Source organism: Corynebacterium hiratae (assembly GCF_009708045.1).
GTDB lineage: Bacteria > Actinomycetota > Actinomycetes > Mycobacteriales > Mycobacteriaceae > Corynebacterium > Corynebacterium hiratae.
Map to the genome: position 1 here is coordinate 116,339 of NZ_VIOG01000001.1, position 15,863 is coordinate 132,201.

14 protein-coding genes are annotated in these 15,863 nt (G+C 60.9%); 10 read left to right on the forward strand and 4 right to left on the reverse strand.

The window, feature by feature from the left end; translation table 11 throughout:
* Positions 1-37: 37 nt before the first annotated feature.
* Positions 38-709, reverse strand: a complete 672-nt coding sequence (locus FME68_RS00490; protein ID WP_049157228.1) for a 3'-5' exonuclease — start codon at positions 707-709, stop codon at positions 38-40.
* Positions 710-836: 127 nt separating this feature from the next.
* Between FME68_RS00490 and ligA the strand changes: the two genes are divergently transcribed.
* The 3 genes from ligA to FME68_RS00505 are packed head-to-tail and all read left to right on the forward strand — an operon-like array spanning position 837 to position 4,383.
* Positions 837-2,861, forward strand: a complete 2,025-nt coding sequence (gene ligA / locus FME68_RS00495) for an NAD-dependent DNA ligase LigA (RefSeq protein ID WP_070515613.1) — start codon at positions 837-839, stop codon at positions 2,859-2,861.
* The gene (locus FME68_RS00500) at positions 2,858-3,628 is read left to right on the forward strand and encodes an HAD family hydrolase (RefSeq protein ID WP_158395356.1); all 771 of its coding nucleotides are present in this window, start codon (positions 2,858-2,860) and stop codon (positions 3,626-3,628) included. The genes ligA and FME68_RS00500 overlap by 4 nt, the downstream gene beginning before the upstream one ends.
* Complete coding sequence (locus tag FME68_RS00505) at positions 3,625-4,383, forward strand: HAD family hydrolase (RefSeq protein ID WP_158395358.1); 759 nt, start codon at positions 3,625-3,627, stop codon at positions 4,381-4,383. Before FME68_RS00500 ends, FME68_RS00505 begins: the two co-directional genes overlap by 4 nt.
* On the opposite strand, the gene FME68_RS00510 is transcribed toward FME68_RS00505, so the two are convergent.
* A complete protein-coding gene (locus FME68_RS00510; RefSeq protein WP_046649342.1) occupies positions 4,376-5,035 on the reverse strand; it encodes an ACT domain-containing protein in 660 nt (219 codons plus the stop codon). The genes FME68_RS00505 and FME68_RS00510 overlap by 8 nt on opposite strands.
* A gap of 210 nt (positions 5,036-5,245) precedes the next feature.
* Between FME68_RS00510 and gatC the strand changes: the two genes are divergently transcribed.
* Positions 5,246-5,548: an Asp-tRNA(Asn)/Glu-tRNA(Gln) amidotransferase subunit GatC gene (gatC, locus tag FME68_RS00515; protein ID WP_046649343.1), complete on the forward strand. Its 303-nt coding sequence runs from the start codon at positions 5,246-5,248 to the stop codon at positions 5,546-5,548.
* A 2-nt stretch (positions 5,549-5,550) separates the two neighbouring features.
* Complete coding sequence (gatA, locus tag FME68_RS00520; RefSeq protein WP_070547388.1) at positions 5,551-7,035, forward strand: Asp-tRNA(Asn)/Glu-tRNA(Gln) amidotransferase subunit GatA; 1,485 nt, start codon at positions 5,551-5,553, stop codon at positions 7,033-7,035.
* Positions 7,036-7,239: 204 nt separating this feature from the next.
* Here the strand turns inward: gatA and FME68_RS00525 are convergent, their stop codons facing one another.
* Both FME68_RS00525 and FME68_RS00530 read right to left on the reverse strand, forming a co-directional pair.
* A complete protein-coding gene (locus FME68_RS00525; protein ID WP_158395360.1) occupies positions 7,240-8,514 on the reverse strand; it encodes an HNH endonuclease signature motif containing protein in 1,275 nt (424 codons plus the stop codon).
* Positions 8,515-8,758: 244 nt separating this feature from the next.
* Positions 8,759-9,082, reverse strand: a complete 324-nt coding sequence (locus tag FME68_RS00530) for a hypothetical protein (RefSeq protein WP_158395362.1) — start codon at positions 9,080-9,082, stop codon at positions 8,759-8,761.
* 48 nt (positions 9,083-9,130) lie between these two features.
* Here FME68_RS00530 and FME68_RS00535 point away from each other — a divergent pair, with 48 nt between their 5' ends.
* From FME68_RS00535 to FME68_RS00555, 5 genes are read left to right on the forward strand one after another with little or no spacing between them, the layout of a single operon-like run.
* The gene (locus tag FME68_RS00535) at positions 9,131-10,507 is read left to right on the forward strand and encodes an MFS transporter (protein ID WP_158395364.1); all 1,377 of its coding nucleotides are present in this window, start codon (positions 9,131-9,133) and stop codon (positions 10,505-10,507) included.
* A 22-nt stretch (positions 10,508-10,529) separates the two neighbouring features.
* Complete coding sequence (locus FME68_RS00540) at positions 10,530-11,561, forward strand: 6-phosphofructokinase (protein ID WP_070511628.1); 1,032 nt, start codon at positions 10,530-10,532, stop codon at positions 11,559-11,561.
* 39 nt (positions 11,562-11,600) lie between these two features.
* A complete protein-coding gene (locus FME68_RS00545) occupies positions 11,601-13,199 on the forward strand; it encodes an aspartate:alanine exchanger family transporter (protein WP_144013544.1) in 1,599 nt (532 codons plus the stop codon).
* Positions 13,200-13,242: 43 nt separating this feature from the next.
* Positions 13,243-14,748, forward strand: a complete 1,506-nt coding sequence (gene gatB, locus FME68_RS00550) for an Asp-tRNA(Asn)/Glu-tRNA(Gln) amidotransferase subunit GatB (protein WP_010186967.1) — start codon at positions 13,243-13,245, stop codon at positions 14,746-14,748.
* 55 nt (positions 14,749-14,803) lie between these two features.
* Complete coding sequence (locus tag FME68_RS00555; RefSeq protein ID WP_158395366.1) at positions 14,804-15,859, forward strand: NAD(P)-dependent alcohol dehydrogenase; 1,056 nt, start codon at positions 14,804-14,806, stop codon at positions 15,857-15,859.
* The last annotated feature ends 4 nt before the right edge of the window (positions 15,860-15,863 follow it).

Sequence of the window (15,863 nt, forward strand, 5' to 3'; positions counted from 1 at the left end):
AAAACTGGCAAGTGCTATTTGGGTGAGGGGGTGGGAGTTAAGAAATCATCGGCCACGCGGTGGAGACATCCGAGGCGTCCCGCCCGCGGCCTTCCAGGTACTTCTTGAAGGATTCGCGGTCCTTGTACCACTCGACGGCCTGGTACTCCATGAGCTCGTTGGTATCCATCTGGGCTAGCTCAGGGAAGTGCTGGCGCACCTGCTTCCAGGCCACGCGGGCGGCCGCGAGGGCGTCGGCAGTCGCCTCATGCGCGTTGCTCAATTCCACGCCGTAATGGGCGGAGACCTCCTCCAAGGTGCGCTTGCCCTTGCGCCACTTATCCTTAACGCGGTCGATAACGAAAGGATCGAACACCGGGCCGTTGACCGTGAAGTCCCCGGTCAGCGCGCGCAAGACGGAGAGATCGTAGGCGGCGTTGTAGACGATGAGCGTGAGCCCCTCGTCCCAGGCCTGATAGATGGAATCGACCGTCTCCTTGAGCACCTCCTCGTGGGGGCGACCTTCCGCGCGGGCCTTCTCAGTAGTGATGCCGTGAATCTTGGCGGCTTCCTCGGGGATCTCCACGCCGGGGTCGGCGAGCATTTCCCGCTTGTCTACTTCGCGCCCGTCGATACGCACCAGGGCAGAGGTGACGATGCGGGCTTCTTTGGGCTTCACGGAGGTGGTTTCGAGGTCGAAGGAGAGCATGCGGGTGGCGTCGAAGTTCATGGACAACACTCTAGCGCCCGGCTCGGACACGCACTGTGGAAGTGCTGCAGAATGACGGACGAACTCTTGCAGAATGACCATCCGCAGGTCATAGGCATGTCCGGTAGCCCCGCTACACTAGTGACTCGTGAGTGATGCAGTAGATATCCAACGCGAATGGTCCGAGCTTGCCCAGGAAGTGCGCAAGCACCGTGAGTTGTACTACAACGGTGAGCCGTCAATCCCGGATGCGGACTTTGACGCGCTCTTCCAGCGCTTGCTGGCGCTTGAGGCGGAGCACCCGGAGCTGCAGACCCCGGATTCGCCAACCCAGCAGGTCGGTGCTGCGCCGGAAGGTGCTGTCGACATCGAGCACCTGGAGCGCCTGTACAGCTTGGACAACGTCTTCAGTGCGGATGAGCTGCAGGACTGGCTGGACCGCACGCCGGCCGAGGCTTATCTGACCGAGCTCAAGATTGATGGCCTGTCCATTGATTTGGTCTACCGCGATGGCAAGCTCGCTACGGCCGCCACACGCGGTGATGGTCGTGTGGGCGAGGACATCACCGCCAATGCACGCGTTATCCCCGATATCCCGCACGAGCTGACGGGTACCAAAGAGTATCCGGTTCCCTCCCTGGTCGAGGTCCGCGGCGAGGTGTACATGCGCCCGGATGAGTTTGAGGAGATCAACTCCGCGCGCCGCGAAGACGGCAAGCCCACCTTTGCCAATCCCCGTAATGCGGCGGCGGGCGGGCTGCGCATGAAGGACCCAGAGGACGTCAAGAAGCGTCGGCTCCACATGGTCTGTCACGGCATTGGCGCGCGCGAGGGATTCCAGCCCACCTCGCAGCACGATGCTTACAAGGCCCTAGAGGCTTGGGGATTTCCGGTGTCTCCCTATACCCAGCGGGTCACCACAGCCAAGGAGGTACAAGAGCGGGTCACGTACTGGGAGGAGCACCGCCACGACGCCTACTTTGAAATGGACGGGCTTGTCATCAAGGTCGATGACCTGGCCAGCCAGCGCGCCTTGGGCGCGACTTCGCGCGCGCCGCGCTGGGCTATTGCCTATAAATACCCGCCGGAGGAGGTCACCACCAAGCTGCTCAACATCGAGGTCGGTGTGGGACGTACCGGGCGCGTGACGCCTTTCGCCATCATGGAGCCGGTCTTCGTCTCCGGCTCGACCGTTTCCATGGCCACCCTGCACAACCAATTCGAGGTCAAGAACAAGAATGTCCTCATCGGGGATACCATCATCATCCGCAAGGCCGGAGAGATCATCCCTGAGGTCCTCGGCCCCGTTCTGGACAAGCGCGATGGCAGCGAGACTGAATGGGTCTTTCCGGAGAATTGCCCTGCCTGTGGTACGAAGCTGGCTCCGCAGAAGGAAGGCGACCAGGACTGGCGCTGCCCGAACACTCGTAGCTGCCCGGCCCAGCTGGCGGCACGCCTGGAATACCTGGCCTCCCGCAAGGCGCTCGACATTGGCGAGCTGGGGGAGAAGGCTGCCGCGGATCTGATTTCCTCCGGAGTGCTCAAGGATGAGGCGGACCTCTTCGATCTCGATGAACAAGCACTCCTCAAATCCTCGGTCTACACCACGCAGAAGGGCGCGCTCAATGCTTCGGGTAAGAAGCTGCTGGAGAACCTCAAGACGGCCCGCCAGGCTGAATTCTGGAGGGTGCTCGTCGCGCTGTCGATCCGCCACGTCGGCCCCATTGCGGCACGTGCACTAGCCACCCGCTTTGGCTCCATGGAAGTGCTGCGCGCAGCATCGGTCGAGGAGCTGGCGGATACCGATGGTGTGGGCACCATCATCGCGGAATCCTTCAAGCAGTGGTTCGAGGTGGATTGGCACGACAACATCGTGCAGAAGTGGACCGCCGCCGGGGTCACCATGGAGGAGGAAGCCAGCGATAAGCCGGCGCAGACCCTTGAAGGCATCACCGTGGTGGTGACCGGTACCTTGGAGAACTTCACTCGTGATTCGGCCAAGGAGGCCATTATCACCCGCGGCGGAAAGGCATCCGGTTCGGTGTCTAAGAAGACGAACTACGTCGTGGTCGGAGAGAATGCCGGATCCAAGGAACAGAAGGCCCGCGATCTGGGGCTGACCATCCTGGATGAAGAGGGCTTCACCCGTCTGCTGGAAACGGGCGAGGCATGAAGCTAGCCGCCTTCGACCTCGACGGCACCATCTACTTCGATGGGTATATGCCTGAGGAAGTCCCAGAGGCCATTGCGCAGTGGCGCGCTGCGGGCAACCTCGCCGTCGTGGCCACGGGTAAGTCGTCGCACTCGGCGCGGCGTGCGCTTGAGCCTTTCGGTGTCGACTTCGATTACTTCCTGCTGTGCAACGGCACCGTCATCATGGATGGCGACTATGAACTGCTCTATGAAAGCCACGTGCCGCCCGAGGTGGTCCGTGCTGTGTATGAGCGGGTTCGTGATATTCCGAAGCTCGACCTGTATTGCACGCGCTTGGAAGGCCCCGACGGCCACCTCGTGCGCAACGTGGAGGGCGTGCACAATCCCATCATCAGCGAGCCCGTTCCAGTTTCACCCGAGCACATCGAAAAAGAAGTCTTCCCCCTCGTCGCCGCCTGGACGCCGGGTAACCCAGAGCTACAGAAAGAGATTGCGCAGTGGGTGACGGACCGCTTTCCCGTCGGCACCGCGATGAACCGAAACTTCTTCGATATCACGCCGCCCGGCCACAACAAGGGCTTCGCCTTGACTTGGCTGCTTGAACATCTTAGCCGCGAGCGTTCCGAGATTGAGCTCATCACCTTAGGTGATGGTCACAATGACCTGCCTATGCACGCGCTTGCCGACGTCTCCCTGACCTTCCCCTGGGCGCAACCCGACATCCAGGAGGCGTGCACCGCGGTGGTGGACTCGGCCGTGAAAGGTCTAATACACTACGGGACATGAAGATTGCGGCTTTGGACATGGATGGAACCGTTTACGTCAACGAAGACATAACTGAGGCCGTAAAGGAAGCCATCGCTGCGTGGCGGGCCGCTGGCAACCTCGCCATCTCCGCGACGGGCAAGTCCATCGCCAATGCACGCAACACCCTTGAGCCATTCGGCGTGGAGCTGGATTACCACGTGCTCTACAACGGCACCGTCATCACGGACGGCGATTACTCGATCCTCCACGAGGAGCACTTGCCCAGCGATATCGTCCAAGCCGTCATCGACCGTTTCACTGGGCTGCCGTTGAATATCTACCTCACAGGCTTGTCTGGAGCAGACCAGGTGGTGTGGGATGGGCTGGCTGGCCGGGAATCCTCGATGGTGGCGAATACGGAAGTGATGGATCCGGGGGACGTCGCCAAGCGCAGCACCGTTCTCATGTCCCTGTGGATTCCAGGCAACGCTGAGCTGCGCCGCGAGGTGGACGAGTGGGTCCGTGCGCATTGTGCAGTCGAGTCCTCGTTCAACTGTGACTTTTACGACATCATGCCGCCCGGGCAAAACAAGGGCGAGGGCTTGACGCGGTTGCTTGGCCACCTCGGTCACGAAGGAGCTGAACTCTACACCTTCGGCGATAGCTTCAACGATCTCTCGATGCATTCCATCGCCACCGAGTCCTTCACGTTCCCGGGAACGCAGATTACCGACGAGGTGGACCACGTGGTTCCTGACGTCGCCGCGGGACTCAACGCATTGCTAACTAGGTGAGGAAGGCGCCCAAGATAGCGCCTAAGTCACCCAAGTGCTCGACCTCGGAGGCAAGGTAGTCCGGTCCGCCGACGCGGCCCATGACGACGACATACTTCGTGCCCACGAGGGGAGCGGCAGCCAGCGCGGATTCGATCAGCGTCCACGACTCAGGAATCCACGTGTCCTTCTCCGGATTGAGCACGCGCGCCGAGGTGATGTTGAGGTCGGTGGGGATCGAGCCGTCGTCGGCAGGCGCGGCGTCGGAGGCAGCAATGCGGCTGATCTTGTCGTCATTAGCAATGACGATGGCCCAATTGGAGGTCAGCGCCTTCGGAATCGCTGCGCACACTTCCTTCATAGCGGCGGTGACGTTGCGTTGCGAAGCCACCTTAGCCAGCACGTGGATCTGCCCACGGCGGTCAACGCGTCCACTGAAGGGGCGGATGGAGTCAACTTCTACGCCCTCCACGGTCTGTGCAGCGGTGATGATCTCATCAGCCATGGTGGACTGGGGGAGATCGAGGACGATGTCATCCATGACCGTGCCGTCCGGGAAATTCTCCACGATATCCACGGAACGAATATCGGCCTCGATGCTGCCCATCGCGTTGGCGAGGAGGCCAAGGCTGCCGGGAGTGTCAGGGAGTAGGACACGGACGAGATACGACATATCGTTCTTTCTGGGGGAAGATGACTAGGTAGGGAAATCGCTGATGCGAATAGTTTGTACAACTTGATCGATGGTACCCAACGTATCGAATACTATTCAATAGCTTCAGTGGTGTGTAGGGGGAGGAGTGGTGGTGGCGTGGCACCAGCCGTGCAGTACCATGGGTGCTTAGCTATCAACCGTCTCAATGAATAAAAGGATGGAGTTCGCGTGTCTGATATTTCGCGTGACGAGGTCGCGCACCTGGCAAAGCTGTCGCGATTGGCCCTGAGCGAGGAAGAACTAAAACAGTTCGCCGCGCAGATCGACGAGATCGTGGACTCGGTGTCCGCGGTTGGCAAGGTCGAGGCTGAAGGTGTGGAGCCGATGTCGCACCCGCACTCCGTTAACGCCCCGATGCGTGAGGATGTCATCGTGCGCACCCTCACCGCTGAGCAGGCTCTGGATCAGGCGCCCGCGACCGAGGATGACCGCTTCATGGTTCCGCAGATTCTGGGTGGAGGAGACGAATAAGAATGGCACAATTCATTGCGCCCACCGAGGGCATTACCGCACTGACCGCCGCCGAGCTGGCTGAGAAGATTCACTCCCGCGAGCTCACCTCCCGCGAAGTAACTCAGGCCTTCCTGGACCGCATCGCGGAGACCGATGGTGAACTCAACGCCTTCCTGCACGTTGGTGCTGAGGAAGCGCTGGCGGCTGCCGACGCTGTCGATAAGTCCCTCGACGCTGGCGAAGCGCCCGCTTCCGCTTTGGCCGGTGTGCCGCTGGCGCTCAAGGACCTGCTGGTGACTACCGACGCCCCGACGACCGCCGCCTCCAAGATGCTGGAAGGTTGGGTCTCACCCTATGACGCCACGCTGGTGACCAAGCTGCGCGAGGCCGGTATCCCGATCCTGGGCAAGACGAACCTCGATGAGTTCGCGATGGGCTCCTCCAACGAGAACTCCGCCTACGGTCCGGCCCACAACCCCTATGACACCGAGCGCACCCCGGGTGGCTCCGGTGGTGGTACCGCAGCGGCCCTCGCGTCTGGTCAGGCACCGCTGGGCATCGGTACCGACACCGGTGGTTCTATTCGCCAGCCGGCCGCACTGACCAACACCGTGGGCGTAAAGCCGACCTATGGCACGGTGTCTCGCTACGGCCTCATCGCCGCTGCAAGCTCCCTGGACCAGGCTGGTCCGACTGCCCGCACGGTTTTGGATACCGCACTGCTGCACGAAATCATTGCTGGTCACGACTCCTTCGACGCCACCTCCGTGGACAAGCCGGTTGCGCCGGTAGTCGCCGCTGCCAAGGAGGGCGCTAATGGCGATCTGTCCGGCGTCAAGGTTGGCCTGATCAAGCAATTCGAGCGCGATGGCTGGCAGCCGGGTGTGATGGAGGCCTACCACGCAGCCGTTGAGCAGCTAAAGTCTCAGGGCGCAGAGATCGTTGAGGTCGACTGCCCGCACTTCGATGACGCTCTCGCTGCCTACTACCTCATCATGCCGTGTGAGGTCTCCTCCAACCTGGCCCGCTTCGACGGCATGCGCTACGGCCTGCGCGTGGGTGATGATGGTACCCACTCTGCGGAAGAGGTCATGTCCCTGTCCCGCGCGGCTGGCTTCGGCCCCGAGGTCAAGCGCCGCATCATGCTGGGTACCTACGCCCTTTCCGTCGGCTACTATGACGCCTACTACCTCCAAGCGCAGCGTGTTCGCACCCTCATTGCACAGGACTTCGAGCGTGCCTTCGAGCAGGTCGATGTCCTCGTTTCTCCGACCACCCCGACCACAGCCTTCAAGCTGGGCGAGAAGGTCGAGGACCCGATGGAGATGTACAACTTCGACCTGTGCACCCTGCCGTTGAACCTCGCCGGCGTGTGCGGCATGTCCGTTCCTTCCGGAATGGCATCCGACACCAACTTGCCCACCGGCCTGCAGATCATGGCACCGGCATTTAAGGATGACCGCCTGTACAAGGTCGGCGCCGCCTACGAAGCAGGGCGCAAGTAGTAGACACACTTCGGGCCAGCCCGTAGTGCGCATGAGCCGGGGTCTTTCACTGACGTGGGAGGCCGCCGGCCTTCGTCGTTTTATCCGACGGTGTGTGTTTGCTGGTTCGTAGTCTTTCTCTTTTCCTTTCGGTTTCCTTGGGCGGGTTTCGTCGTTTGAAACGACGGGGCCCTTCGGCTTTCGTCGTCTCATTCGACGACGGGGTTAGAAGGGGATGTCGTCGGTGCCGGCATCAGCGTCGGTCTTGCTCTCATGCTTGGCTTCTGCTTTGGCTTTGGCTTGTTGTTGTGCGTAGTCGTCGAGTTCTTGTTTTAAGTGTTGGGCTTGCTCGCGTACGCGTTTCCTGGTGGCGGTGATGTGTTGGGCTACGGTCTGTGCCCACCGTTTCTGCTTGGGTGCTAGCGGCCCGTCGGCTTCGGTAATAGTCCAGGTGCCGTCTTCATATAGCCAGATGACATCCCCGCTGTAGGGGTCCAGCAGGTATTTGAGGCTGCCATCGGTTTTCATGTTGTGATGCCCCTGGCATAAACACGCCAGGTTCTTCGGATGGGTGGGCCCGCCTTCAGCCCAGTTATGCCGATGATCCAACTGGCTAAGGAAAGCTGGTTTGCCGCACCCGCCGACCCGGCAGGTCCCGTCACGGCCTTCGACATGTTTGCGCATGATGATTCCTGGTTGGTAGCCATCTGCTTCGGCGACGTCACCGGTTAAGTCCCGGGTCTTATCATGCGGCATCGGCTTAGCCCGCCAGCCGAAGCCTTCAATAAAGGTTGGTGCATCCTCAATATCGCAGGCCTGGTAGGTGTGTAACACCACGGTAGCTGGTGGCTTAATCTCACCGGAAAGCAGCTTTATGACTGCCTCCGGAATCGTCAGATCGTGCTTGGTTGCGGTGTGGTGGATGAAGGCATCGAGTTTAATGCCGGTGTCTTCATCACAGTGCAGTTCTAACCAGGCTGAGGTGCCGTTAGAAGAAAACCGGTATGTATTTTTAGGGCGGGTGTCCTGGTAGGCGATGGAGTTATCGAGGGTTTTGCAGATATCGCGGACTTTGCGCCTGATTTGACTACGTGTGGGAAAAGCCTGATTGGGCTTAGAAGGGGTGAAGAAGTCAGCTAGGAGGGTGTCGATGAAGTCTAGGGTTTCATCTGTTAAGGCTGTCAGTGCTGACATGGGTTGATCAATAGCAATGAGGGACTCGATGTCGAGCAGGCAGTGGGTGTCTTGTATGGCTTTGACTTTCGGCAGGCTATCTAGGCGGTGGATAGCACGCAGGCCGGATTTGATGTGGCCTTCGGGCAGTGACCAGGCAGCAACCAGGGATAGTGCGGTGGTGTTGATATCAGCCTGCAGGCTGGGCATAGCCCCGACCCAGGTGTTGTAGGTGGCTCGTCGTGCTGTGGCGCGGGCTATGGCGTGTGGGTTATTCGGGTTAGTAGTTGAGAAGAAAAAGGTTGGCGGGCGTGTGGCAGTGGTCATGGGTATCTCCCCCGAGATAAACATGTGTTAGAAGAAGTGTTCTAACCATGATTCTAGTGCCACACACCCCGTATGGCTATAGCTCGTGGTGAATTCGTGTCAAGTCGTTACTATAAACGGGGGTAGCCACCATGTGTTAGCCAGCACATTCGATGGCGAGATGTTGGATTCTTTGCCTGTGCAAGAGCGCAAAACGCCCCCTCCGTCCGTCAGTGACAGCGCGAAGGGGGCGTGGGTGGGGGATCTACTTGGCGTCGGAAAGCGCGTAGGCAGCGCCGGCGCTCGCGGCAGTGATGGTCAGGACTGCCGGCCAGGAGCCCATCTTCTTAGCTAGCGGGTGAGAGAGGCCAAAAGCGCCGGTGTACAGAGCCGCCAGGCCAACGGTAGTGGCCGGGTTCGTCTTAGCCCACCAGCTGCGGCCCGCCCACACGCCAGCGGCGGCAAGCACCACGCCGCCAAGCGGGCGAATGCCAGTCTCCCGGGCGGTGAGCCAGCCGCCGATAAGTCCCAGCGTGACGGTCGCTGCCGTCGATACGTCCTGCGGTTTCTTGATATCAATCATTCCCATGCGCCTCAGTTTAGGCCGCGTGAGCGTGCGGTGGCTAGACTTCGCTGCATGAAACTCGGAGGAACGCCGCCGTCGGAGAAGCAAGCGTGGCTCGCCATGGCCGCGCTATCACTGGGCTTTTTCATGTCCTTGCTCGACCAATCGATGATTGCCGTCGCGCTTCCCGACGTCCGCCGTGAGTTCCACGCCGATGTCAACCAGGTGCTGTGGGTCTCCGCCATCTATCTGCTCGCCGTGGTCGTGCCGCTGTTGTTTACCGGCCGCCTCGGCGATATCTACGGCCAGAAGAAAATGTTCCAGTTGGGCGTCGGGCTCTTTGGCATCGGCGCGCTGCTGTGCGCGCTAGCGCCCTCGGTGGAGTTTCTTATTGCAGCAAGAGCCTTGCAAGGTTTCGGCGCGTCGATTCAAATGCCCCAGACTATGGCCGTCATCAACCGTATTTTCGCGCGGGAGCGGCGCGGCCGTGCGCTCGGCGTCTGGGGAGTGGTTGGGTCTTTGGCCACGCTCGCCGGGCCGCTCTTGGGTGGCTTCGTCGTCGCTGCATTTGGCTGGCAAGCTGTTTTCTGGGTTCATATTCCTTTTGTTGTCGCCGCAATCGTCTTATCCGGCCTGTGGGTGCCTTCCTTGCCAACGGCGATGGGGAAGATTGACTTCGTCTCAGTGGGGGCGTCGTTTATCGCGTTAACGTGCTTCGTCTTCGCAGTGCAACAGGGCCCAGAGACTGGTTGGCCGTGGTGGATTTGGGTCCTGCTCCTTGCTGGTGTGCTTGGCATGTATATTTTCGTGCGCCTGCAATCGGCCCGGGGGATGGCGGCGCTCGTCCCGCTCGTGCTGTTTCAGGACCGCAACTACTCCGCAGGTTCAGTAGCCATCGTGTCCATGGGCTTTATGGCGGCGTCGATGATGATTCCAATCATGATGTGGCTGCAGGTCGAGCAGGACATGTCGGCGCGCGATGCCGGAATCATCGTCACACCCATGGCGCTGGTCTCTCTGTGCGTGTCGCCCTTGGCGGGCATTCTGGCGGATAAGCTGCACCCACGTCGTTTGGCGGTCGCGGGCTTCGGCATCCTGATTGCGACCTTCTTCGCACTGTGGTTCCTCATGCAGACTGAAGTGTCGGCCTGGTGGTTGTGCCTGCCCTGCGCGGCGCTGGGGGCGGGACAGTCCTTCATCTGGGGTTCCAACGCCGCGACGACGATGCGCGATATTGACGCAGATCTCATGGGCGCGGCATCCGGCGTCTATAACACGTCCAGGCAGGTGGGGTCGGTCATCGGAGTGGCCGCCGTGTCAGCGGTTATGCAGGTAGCGGGGGCCGCGGATTCCCTCGTGGTCATCGTTGCGATGCTAGCGGCGGGGTGTGTGGCTTCGCTCTTCTTCCGCGACACCCTGCATGCGGTAGCGGAAACTGCGAGGCTATAGGGAAGCGAGTAGATTGGATGTCATGCGTCTTGCTGTACTGACATCCGGTGGTGATTGCCCCGGTCTGAATGCTGTTATCCGCGCGGTCGTTCGTACCGCATCCAACGAGTTCGGCGATACGGTCGTCGGCTACGAGGACGGCTGGGTTGGTCTGATGGAAGACCGCCGCCGTGACCTTTATGACGACGCAGAGATCGACCGCATCCTCCTGCGCGGCGGAACCATCCTTGGCACCGGCCGCCTCCACCCAGATAAATTCAAGGCTGGGTTGGACACCATCAAGGCCAACATGGCTGATGCTGAGGTCGATGCACTCATCGCCATTGGTGGTGAGGGAACGCTCAAGGGTGCCAAGTGGCTCTCCGATAACGGTATCCCGGTCGTGGGCGTGCCAAAGACCATCGATAATGACGTCAACGCTACCGACTACACCTTCGGTTTTGACACCGCAGTATCCGTGGCGACTGACGCGATCGACCGCCTCCACACCACCGCTGAATCCCACGACCGCATCCTCATCGTCGAGGTTATGGGCCGCCACGTTGGCTGGATCGCGCTGCACGCTGGCATGGCCGGCGGTGCGCACTACACGGTGATCCCCGAGGTTCCGTTCGATATCGCCGATATCACCAAGGCCATGGAGCGCCGCTTCCAGATGGGTGAGAAGTACGGCATCGTTTGCGTCGCTGAGGGCGCGCTGCCGAAGGAAGGCACCATGGACTTCGAAGAGGGCGGTGTGGACCAGTTCGGCCACCAGACCTTCAACGGAATTGGCCAGGTTATCGGTGATGAGATCAAGAAGCGCACCGGCTACGACGTGCGCACCACCGTACTCGGTCACATCCAGCGCGGCGGTACGCCGACGGCCTATGACCGCGTGCTGGCCACTCGCTACGGCACCCATGCCGCCCGTGCTGCGCACAACGGCCAGTCCGGCATGTGTGTGGCTCTCCATGGCGAGAACATTGAACTCGTGCCTCTCGAGGACGCAGTGGGCAAGCTGAAGGTGGTTCCGGCCAAGCGTTATGCCAACGCACAGGCCCTGTTTGGCTAAACACCACCGTTAGCTCATCCATAGTTTCTAAAGGTAGCGATGACAAGCGTATTAGCTTATCTGGCTGAGCAGCCGGTCCTCTTGGTGTTTCTGCTCATAGGTGTCGGCATGGCACTCGGCGGCATCAAGACGCGGGGCATCAGCTTGGGCGCGGCGGCCGTGCTTTTTCTCGGCATCGCCTTCTCAGCAGCCGCATCAGCTGCCGGGGTGGAGGCCTCCGTTCCTCCTATCTTGGGCATGTTCGGCTTGGTGCTCTTTGCCTTCGGCATTGGCAATAACTCCGGTGTGTCCTTCTTCAAGTCGCTGAAGACGGCCACGGGCCCAGTGCTGTCGATGATCGGAGTCTTCATCATCGCGGCGCTTGCCGCGTGGGGGTTGGGCACTTATGTCTTTGGGCTATCGAATGCCACCATCGCTGGTACTTTTGCTGGTGCGGTGACGAATACCCCGGCGTTGGCGGCGGCGTCGGAAGCCACGGGCGATCCGGGCTCGGCTACAGTGGGCTACGCGGTGGCTTACCTGTTCGGTGTCATCGGCATGCTCGGTGCCACGGTGCTCGTGCTTCGCGACGCCGGCAATGACGACGACACCCTGTCACCCGTCACGCGCCAGCACATGCAGATTCAACGCGAGATCTCGGTCGCGGAGATCGCTGATATTGGCAATGGGGAAGTGCAGGTAACACGCCTGCGCCGCGTGGGCAGCAACCTTATCGTTTTGCCGAAATTCTTCGACGTGCTGCACCCCGGTGACGTGGTCACGCTCGTTGGTGCCCCGGAGGACCTGGACAACATCATTGAGCGAGCCGGGCGCGAGTCCCCGCAGATCCTCAATGATGACCGCCACGAGTTGGACTTTCGCCGCATCACTATCTCCGAGCACAGCTTGGCGGGCCTGACCATCGCTGAGCTGAATAACCAGCTGGCGGATCGCTGGGGCGCGCGTATCTCGCGAGTTCGTCGCGCCGATAATGACCAGGTCGCTATCCCCGAACACATCGTGGAGCTCGGCGACCGCGTGCGCGTCGTCGGTTCCAAGAAGTCCCTGCGGGAGATTTCCACTTTTCTTGGTGATTCCTCGCAAGGTCTGACAGATATCAACCCGGTGTCTTTGGGCCTCGGCATGGCCCTCGGCGTTTTCGTGGGCCACCTCGAAATCCCGCTCCCAGGCGGCTCTTCCTTTAGCCTTGGTGCTGCCGCGGGCGTCCTCATCGTGGCGTTGATCATGGCGCGTATCGGGCGCATCGGCAATACCGTCACAGCACTGCCGCACTCGGCCAACACAATCCTCTCCGAACTCGGACTGCTGCTCTTCTTGGCCCAGGCCGGAACAAACGCGGGCGGGGAAATCGCCGGTGCCTTTACGGGTGGAGCCTGGTGGAAGATTCTCCTGCTCGGCATGATCATCACGACGCTGGTGGCGACTGGATTCGCACTCGTCATGCGCCGCTTCCTGCGCGTCGGTGCCACGAAGACCGCGGGTGCTATGGCGGGCGCGCAAACCCAACCGGCGGTGCTCGCTTTCGTGAACAATCGGACGAACACTGACCAGCGCGTCGCCTTGGGCTATGCCATGGTGTATCCGGCGGCGATGATAGCCAAGATTCTCATTACGCACGGCATCACCTTGTTGGGTTAGGCGGTTGCGCACGGTGTCGCGCTGACATACTAAGATGGCACGCATGACTGCTGCGATGTATGACCTGATGGACTATGACGAGGTCCTTGAAAAGTTCGAACCCGTTATGGGCATGGAAGTTCACGTGGAGCTCAATACGGAGACCAAGATGTTCTCCACCTCGCCCACGAACTTCAACGCAGCCCCCAACTCCAACGTGGACCCGGTGTCCCTCGGCCTGCCGGGCGCATTGCCGGTAGTGAACTCCAAGGGTGTGGAAGGCGCCATCAAGATCGGCCTGGCGCTGAACTGCAAGATTGCGGAATCTTCGCGTTTCGCCCGCAAGAACTACTTCTACCCAGACCAGCCGAAGAACTACCAGATCTCCCAGTACGATGAGCCGATTGCCTACGACGGCTACCTCGACGTCGTCCTCGACGACGGCACTGAGTGGCGTGTAGAGATCGAGCGCGCTCACATGGAGGAGGACACCGGCAAGCTGACCCACCTGGGGGGTGCCGATGGCCGCATTCACGGCGCAACGACCTCGCTGGTGGACTGCAACCGTGCCGGCATCCCGCTAATCGAGATTGTGACCAAGCCGATCATTGGTGCTGGCGAGCGCGCCCCCGAGGTCGCCCGCGCCTATGTTTCTGCTCTGCGTGAGCTCGTCGCGGCACTGGGTGTGTCCGATGCCCGCATGGATCAGGGCTCGATGCGCGTGGATTCCAACGTTTCGCTGCGCCCGGTGGGCCAGGAGGAGTTCGGCACCCGTACCGAAACCAAGAACATCAACTCCCTGCGCTCGGTGGAGCAGGCGGTGCGCTTTGAGATGCAGCGCCAGGCGCAGGTGCTTGTCGACGGTGGCGAGATCGTCCAGGAAACCCGCCATTACCAGGAAACGGATGGTTCGACTTCCAAGGGCCGTCCGAAGGAAACCGCCGAGGACTACCGTTACTTCAACGACCCGGACCTGCCGCCGGTGATTGTCTCCCGCGAGTGGGTCGAGGAAATCCGTCAGACCCTGCCGGAGATGCCGTGGATTCGCCGCGCCCGCATCCAGGAGGAGTGGGGCCTCAAGGACGAGGAGATGCGTGACCTGGTCAACGCCGGCGCTCTCGATCTCATTATCGAAACAGTGGAAGCCGGCACCACTCCTGACGAGGCCCGCTCCTGGTGGGTGTCCTACCTGACCGGTAAGGCCAATGAGGCTGGCGTTGAACTGAGCACTCTCGGCATTACCCCGGCGCAGGTCGCTCGCGTTGTTGAGCTGGTCAAGGAAGGCAAGCTGACCACCAAGCTGGCTCGCCAGGCGGTCGACGGCGTGCTGGCCGGTGAGGGTGACGTCGACGAGGTCGTCGCCAAGCGCGGGCTCGAGGTCGTGCGCGATGACGGCGCGATCGAGAAGGCCGTCGATGATGCCCTGGCCGCTAACCCGGACATCGTGGAGAAGTACAAGGCCGGCAACAAGAAGGTCACCGGTGCCATCGTGGGTGCGGTCATGAAGGCCACCCAGGGTAAGGCTGACCCAGGACAGGTCAACAAGCTGATTGCGAAGAAGCTCTCCTAGTCGGTAGAGATTTCCATTAGGCGAGGTCAGGCGGCTGCGGGGTACCGTGGTCGCCATGACTATTTCTACTAAAGCACTGCAGAAGACCGGTCCGAACGAGCCCTTCGAAGTCGTGACCATCCAGCGCCGCGAGCCGCGCGCCGATGACGTTGTCATCGACATCAAAGCAGCAGGCATCTGCCACTCGGATATCCACACCATCCGCAACGAGTGGGGCGAGGCGCACTTTCCGCTGACCGTTGGCCACGAGATCGCCGGTGTGGTCTCCGCCGTGGGGGAGGAGGTCACCAAATTTAAGGTGGGTGACCGCGTTGGCGTGGGTTGCCTGGTGAATTCCTGTGGCGAGTGCGAGCAGTGCCAAGCCGGAATGGAACAGAACTGCCTCAAGGGCGGTGTAGGAACCTATAACTCCACGGATGTCGATGGCACGATTACTCAGGGCGGCTATGCGGAAAAGATCGTGGTGAATCAGGACTTCGTCCTACGCATCCCGGAGGCCCTTGATTTTGACGTGGCAGCACCCCTTCTCTGCGCCGGTATCACTACGTACTCTCCGCTGGCCCGCTGGGACGTCAAGGAAGGCCAGAAGGTAGCCGTCGTAGGCTTGGGCGGCCTGGGGCACATGGGCGTGCAGATTGCTGCCGCCAAGGGCGCGGATGTCACGGTCATCTCGCGCACCTCGCGCAAGGCAGAGGAGGCCAAGAAGCTGGGGGCGAGCCGTACCCTGGCCACCACCGAAGAGGAAGACTTCTTCAGGAACCACCGCGGCGAATTTGACCTCATCCTGTCCACCATCTCCGCCGAGTATGACCTCGAAGATTACCTGCGCCTCCTCAAGCCGCGCGGCATTATGTCGGTGGTCGGCCTACCGCCGGAAGCACTGCCGCTGCACCTTAACCGCCTGGTCGGCGGCGGCAAGGTGCTGACCGGCAACAATATTGGTGGCATCGCGGAAACCCAGGAGATGCTGGACTTCTGCGCCGAGCACGGCCTGGGCGCGGTGATCGAAAAGGTGGGCGTCGATGAGGTAGACGCGGCCTATGAGCGCGTCGTCGCGGGTGATGTGAAATTCCGCTTCGTCATCGATACCGCGACGTTTGCCGAGCACTAAGAGG